A 6319-nucleotide genomic window follows, 5' to 3' on the forward strand; every position below is an offset into this window, starting at 1 on the left:
AAACCGGCAACCGTTAATAGCGGTTCTAGGGTTCAAATCCCTATCCCTCCACCACTTTTAAAGATTAAACCGCTGTTTTTACAGCGGTTTTTTCGTTTCTATACCTCAAAAGTCGACAAATACAAAAGGATAATACAGATGTATTTGTTGAGACTTCCAAATAGCGTGTATTACACACGTGTGGCAACTCCCCTTTCTCTTCGTTCAATGGGTTACCCAAAAGAGATCCGCTTCTCTCTGTTTACACGTGAAAGACGAGTAGCGTACCTACGCAATGTCGAGCACACCAAACTGATCTTTGCTCTTTTCACCGATGCTGATTCCCAGCAGCTTCCTTACAACACATTTAAAGCTCAGTTGAATGAACAGGTAAATCAACTTCGGCAACAATTCCAGCAAGAAAGTAGTGTGGATATAGCACTATGTAAGTCTCTTCCTATCAATAAAGAAACCAAGCCAAATAACACTGCGGTTCAGGTGGATGAACAGACTCTAGATAGATTTATTGCGTCTAAGGCGTTAGAGAAAGTAACGAACTTAACTCTTAAACAACTTCGGCAGCGCTGCGGTGATTTCTTAGCTTTTTGTAAAAAACTTGAGGCGGCCAAAATTTCTAGCTCGGTTGCCATGGCATATCGTGACGAATTGCTTTGCCGTGGGCTAAGCCATAAGACTCTAAAAGATTACTTAGCTGCTAATAAACAATTTCTCAACTGGTGCGTAGCGCATGAGCTCTTACAGAGTAACCCTTTCACTCAAGTCAAGCTCCCAAGTAAGTCAGGTTCGGCTTCTTCCCAGCGTACTCGCTGGGGTATTTCAGAGTTAAAGCGTCTATTTAATAGTCAGGCATTTAAACAACAGGGCGAGTCCTTCCGCTGGGCTACGATGGTTATGTTTAGGCATGGTTGTCGTCCATCAGAATCCTGTCAGCTTCGAGTCAAGGATATTCAGTTTGATGAGCCGATACCTACCATTCACTTCACCGAGGCTGGTGATAGACAGCACCTCAAAAACTCGTCATCAAATCGGCAAGTACCCATTCATCACTGCCTGTTAGAAGATGGCTTTTTAAATTATGTCCGCGAGCGTAAACAGCAAGGCTGCATTCAACTATTTGATTTTACGCCTCGTGGAGAAGATTTTGACTGGTCGAAAGACTATAGAGATATGATGGGTGATGTATTGACAGCTTGTGGCTTTAGGGCTGGGAATCGCCCAACTGCTTACTCGTTTAGGCATACCTTTATTGATGAACTTAAAAGATCGGGTGTTCCAGAACACATTGTGTCACAGATTGTAGGACACAGGCACAACAGCATGACTTTCGGGCATTATGGTTCAGTACTTGAACCTGAGCATCTTCGTGATGCAGTAAATAATTTCACGCTTAGCTTGGAATAAATATATGCCTCTTCATCCTATGCTATCTGGTTAGATATCAATCCTTTAAATGAATTATTATAACTTAAATAATTGTTTTTAAAGGATTGTTTTTATTTTCAGTGTTGACAGAGACGATGTTGTTGACGTAATCTTTTGGTACGTTCTCTGTACGGTTCATCGTCAGTCCCATTTCGGGCAGTTGATAGCGTTTACTCTTTTATCGCGAACAGAGCTCAGCACTATGTCTTTAATTAACTGTGCCCTCATGTCAAAAAAGAGTTATCCATGTGGGGCGGAGTTGATTACGATGTCTAATGCTAAAACCTTTCCAACCACTATTGATGAAATGCACGAACATGATGTATGTAGGGACATACTGCTTCGTTACCGACTCAATAAGCGTGATACCGAACCACTAGACAAATATTTTTCTCATTGCATTGCGGTGAGATTCCTAACCTATAGTAAGCTTAAACATTGCTCCCGAACATTGCCTGGTTATCACTCTACAGTGGTGGCTATACGGCGTGCAATTGCCTCGTCAGATTACGAGGTTGGGAGTGGTTTTCCTCCGAGCATCAGATCTATAGAGCTGTTAGCAACGAAAATCTGTCTGTATCTCAAACAAGACCATAAATATACTGTCAAGGAAAGTTTAATACGCTGCTTTCTAGCTGATGTTTATGGATTTAGCGCGTATACAGAACTTAGCGCGTTCATTACGACGCATAATGAAATCAGGGATAATAGTTTTAAACACAAAATCCTGTTATTTCCAGTTAATCAGCGGACGCCTTGGGATCGAGTGACGCTTATCAGACAGTTTGATTCATCAGGCTACCCTATTCGCATGCATAAAATCCGCAGCAATGATGGTTATTACTGCATTATCGATATCCTGCCCTCTGATGAGAACTATCTGCTAGCCATGCCATACCAATTTACTTCAGTGAGAAACGCACTAGAAGCACTAACCGCCTGGTTTCTTACTAGGTACGGTAAGACTCATTGGGAATGCGCAGTGCGATATGAGCTGGCAGCTAGGAAGCTTGATTCGATATCTGTATCGAAGCACTCGGATTTAGCAGCAGTCTAAATTTTTGCGAACAGATCTAACAGTATACTAGGGCCCCACCATGCAGGGTTCAGTGTTGTTCAAGTGGGCTTTTGGCTAATAGTTTCAGTTGGTTACTACAAAAAGCTCTTCGTGAGTATTACATTACTGAGCTGCTAATGAGTGAGAATTAATCAATGGGTATTGAGATTTACGCATTCAACACTGTACGCCAGCAGGTTCCAGGCTCTAGTCTGCCGAAAAACGTAGAGGTTATTGAGAGCGTTGACATTGAGGCGCTGAGCTGGGACACATCAACTAGTTATGTTGGGGAGAAATGCGAACACTCAATAGCTTTTGGCTTTAGACGTTTCACTCAATTCATTGGTTTTTTGAGTGTATTAGACAGTGAGTTTTCTCTCTCATTGGAGTTACTATTTCCACACTCAGATGGAGTGATCCCCCACACTGCTTGTGTGGATGCATACTTTAATCAGATTCTACCAATTATCGATGACATTCAATCGCTTAGTGTAAGAGCCTACGTATATTACTATCCTAAAAATGACTATGATGAGGGTGATGAATATCTGGCAAACATGTCCTGTAGTGAGACTAGAGAGCTACTCGATTATTTCGCTAACAGAAAATCTGAGTTTAGTGATTTTCTACAACTGTTGCAGTTTGCCTCTCATAACGAAGGGTTCATTAGTTATGGCTAGTCACTGTGATGAACAAGTGGTTTCTACAACCCGAAGATCAGCTCCATGACGCTGTCGAGGCAATGATGCTATTTTGGACTCCTGATATAACAACACATCTAAATTGTTGGTTAAATTCAGCAACTGAGCAGGTTGTGCGTTGTGAGGTCGCCCCGTGGAATGGGACTCAGTCGCCAGAGTTTGAGCGATGGATTTCAAGAGAAGACACTCGAATGTGCATCCCATTAGCTATCCATGCTCAGCAAATAGACCAGATCATTGGTGTCGTTTGGAAGCTTGTATCACCTGATCAAAAACTAGTTCGCGAGTTTATTGAAAACAACTCCCAGTTTCGTAGGGATGAACTCATCAGGCAAATCAATTCTGAAATTCAGCCAGATCTCAGCATTTATGATTGTATCGACCTACTATCTAAACTACGTATCGAGGTTGTTGTACTATGCCTTCGAATTGTCGACTCAGTACCTGGCTATTTGGTAGCCTGGTTGAGTTATATACAGCAATATACTAGTTTTAAAATCATTATCTTGCACGCAAAGAATGCCCGAAGTCTGAAGGCACTAAAGTCCTTCCGGTGTATTCAATTGCCAGCTCTATCCAAAAGTGACGTGATAGAATCATGCTGTAATGCAGTGAATGAATTGACGGGAAAGCGCATGCAACGCTCTGAGTTGGATGCCGCATTTTCTCAAAGCAAATCCCTAAAAGAGTTCACGTCAATAATCCAGACGGCAACGTTGTATCAATGTTCAGTAGAATCGCTGCCTCTGGCACATGGTCGACACCCAAGCTCAACCTCGAAGTGTGAAACTCAATGATAAAAAGTTCTAAAAAATAACGTATTGATAAAAAAAGATAAGACAAAAAGTTATAATAAGTAGCTAATATTATTAGCATTTTCGGTTGTGCATTTCTCTTTCTACGCATGTATGCTGTTCTCAAAATGAAGAGCAGTAAGATAGCTGCCTAAGAGAAACAAAGTGAAAATTAAACAGCAGGAAACCATTAGAGAAGCTATAGATAAAAACCTAGATTTTCGTAAACATACCGTCGCGCCATCTACTCTAAGAGCCGACAAAAGCAAAGCTCAAAAGCTGAAGGCATACCTACCTAATCGTCCAGTGGGTGAATTCACTCATAGTGATATACACGACATCGTTAACAAACTGCATCGCCGATACAAGAACAAAACTATTAACGAATACTTGAGCATTCTCAGGGCTGTTTTTAAACGCGCAAAACGTGATGGAGTGATAGAAATAGATCCGATGGAAGGTATTGATAATCTAAGTGTCGTCAACTTAGAGCCAATGCCATTTGAGAAATCTGAAATCAAAAAAATGTACGATGCACCTGTGAAATGTATCAGCGGTAAACACGCGAGCTTGTTAAGCATTCTAATTGGCGCTCGAATTGGAGAAATGCTTGCTATTGGTTGGGATGATATCGACTGGCACCGTAAAGTGCTGCGTATTCGACGTGCAAAAGTACTGAATGATTATAAGGTGCCTAAAACCTCTAGGTCAGTTAGGGAAGTTGAGCTTAATGAAATAGCGATTAATCTACTGAAGCAACAGCAAGAGATTACAGAAAGCAAATGTGCTCGCTCAATCTCTGTTTTACAGGCTGATAATAAAACATGGGTAAAGGAAAAAGTCCATTTTGTGTTTTATAACATTGAGACGAATCAACCCTTCTTGAATGCTAAGCAATTTAGCAAAACCTTTTTTACCCCTTTCTTGCAAGAAGCTGGGATTAAGCATCGTGGTGTCGGCCAATTGCGCCACACCTATGCCAGTCAGAATCTAACAGCGGGAATTAGCAAAGACTGGTTAGCGCAGCAAATGGGGCACACCAATACCCATATGATAGATAGACATTATGGCCGCTGGATGCGCAAGGATGCACCTGACTACGCAAATGCGGCAGCGAGCCACCTTGCTGATGTCCTCGGTCACTCAGAATTCACACACATAGAGCCGCGAGACAAGCCCGCGAAAAATCAGCCAGAAATCCTGTCGTTGTTGCAGGCTCTCATACAGGATAAGCCTGAGCTCAAAGCAGCACTTCTGAACGCGGGAGATGCATCATGAACATTGAACGCGTGGTCACTTTCGTGGGCAGCCATGGCAGTTTAACTGCCATGAATGGCACCATTGGTGCCAAAATCGTCCACTTAAAAAGTGGGACGCTACAGCAACCCGCGGCGCTCCCGTCACACTTTTTGTTCCAAAAAGATGAACGTGAGCTGCGGGCCAGAGAAGTCTCTCTGGGCTCTCTACCATACTCACCCCTTCGGGGGTGAGTATGAAGGAAATTCGATTCTTTCATCGACGCTTTAACTTCACATCAAAACCTGCTGATAGAGTTAAATGCGAACATTCGCTTGCCCATTCATTGCGTATTGCTCCGCCAATAGCTGCTAATAAAACTAAGAAGTTGGAGTGGAATGAGGAGCTTGCAGATTCCAACTTAATTTGGCTTGGTTCAAATATTTTGCCTTTGAACTCAGTGTCTGAAGAGGAGCGTCTGGAGCTGTTATATCAATTCGCACCACAGCCTAAAATTCGTAATCAGTCCAAACTGCAAACTCAGCAGCGGCAATATCGCCTCAAAATTAAGAAAGCTATAGAGAGTGAAACGAGCAAAGGTAACGTCGATGCTGCTAAGTTTTTGCAAGATGTCTTAAATACAAAAGGTCATGTTTCGTACTCTCGCATAGAGCAGTTTAAAAAGCTTCCAATGCAAAGGAAAGGTCAACGCATCAAAATGCTCGAAACGTATTTGAACGCATACAACCAATTACAACAACGGCCAGCCGCTAATCATGTCTTTCTGCAAGAAGGCATCTTTAAAGTTCCACATCGGTGGGATGTTGGCACTGATGTTATCAGCGTTGAGGAATACATGCTCTTTACGCAAAAATTTTTGGACGACCATTTCCCTGATTATCCTATTCGCGCAATCATTGCGCATGACGATGAGCGTAGCATTGAAGTAACTACTGGAGCACATACTCACTATTTTATATCAGGTCAAAATAGCCAGACAGGTAAATATGACTTAAGGAAGACTCAGATTAGAGTAGTTAATGAGTACATCAGTTTGATCCGCACCAGAAGTTTTGGACACTGAGTTAAGTGAGTACAATCACTAACGA

At 42.2% G+C, this 6319-nt stretch carries 6 protein-coding genes; all 6 read left to right on the forward strand.

Features of this window, described 5'->3' with window-relative positions; all coding sequences use genetic code 11:
• The coding region (locus AB6D80_RS23840; protein ID WP_372189813.1) for a tyrosine-type recombinase/integrase at nt 1-1401 on the forward strand (1401 nt) is incomplete at its 5' end.
• A 787-nt stretch (nt 1402-2188) separates the two neighbouring features.
• Entirely contained in the window at nt 2189-2479 is a 291-nt protein-coding gene (locus AB6D80_RS23845) for a hypothetical protein (RefSeq protein ID WP_146537655.1), read from the forward strand.
• 155 nt (nt 2480-2634) lie between these two features.
• Nucleotides 2635-3159 carry a hypothetical protein gene (locus AB6D80_RS23850; RefSeq protein ID WP_372189815.1) on the forward strand — a complete coding sequence of 175 codons (525 nt, stop codon included), beginning with the start codon at nt 2635-2637 and terminating at the stop codon, nt 3157-3159.
• An 8-nt stretch (nt 3160-3167) separates the two neighbouring features.
• Entirely contained in the window at nt 3168-3977 is an 810-nt protein-coding gene (locus AB6D80_RS23855; RefSeq protein ID WP_372189817.1) for a hypothetical protein, read from the forward strand.
• 162 nt (nt 3978-4139) lie between these two features.
• Complete coding sequence (locus AB6D80_RS23860; protein ID WP_372189819.1) at nt 4140-5252, forward strand: tyrosine-type recombinase/integrase; 1113 nt, start codon at nt 4140-4142, stop codon at nt 5250-5252.
• A gap of 214 nt (nt 5253-5466) precedes the next feature.
• Nucleotides 5467-6294 carry a hypothetical protein gene (locus AB6D80_RS23865; protein WP_372189821.1) on the forward strand — a complete coding sequence of 276 codons (828 nt, stop codon included), beginning with the start codon at nt 5467-5469 and terminating at the stop codon, nt 6292-6294.
• Nucleotides 6295-6319: the final 25 nt, after the last annotated feature.

The sequence above is a fragment of the Vibrio sp. 10N.247.310.17 genome, from assembly GCF_041466605.1.
Lineage (GTDB): Bacteria > Pseudomonadota > Gammaproteobacteria > Enterobacterales > Vibrionaceae > Vibrio > Vibrio tasmaniensis_A.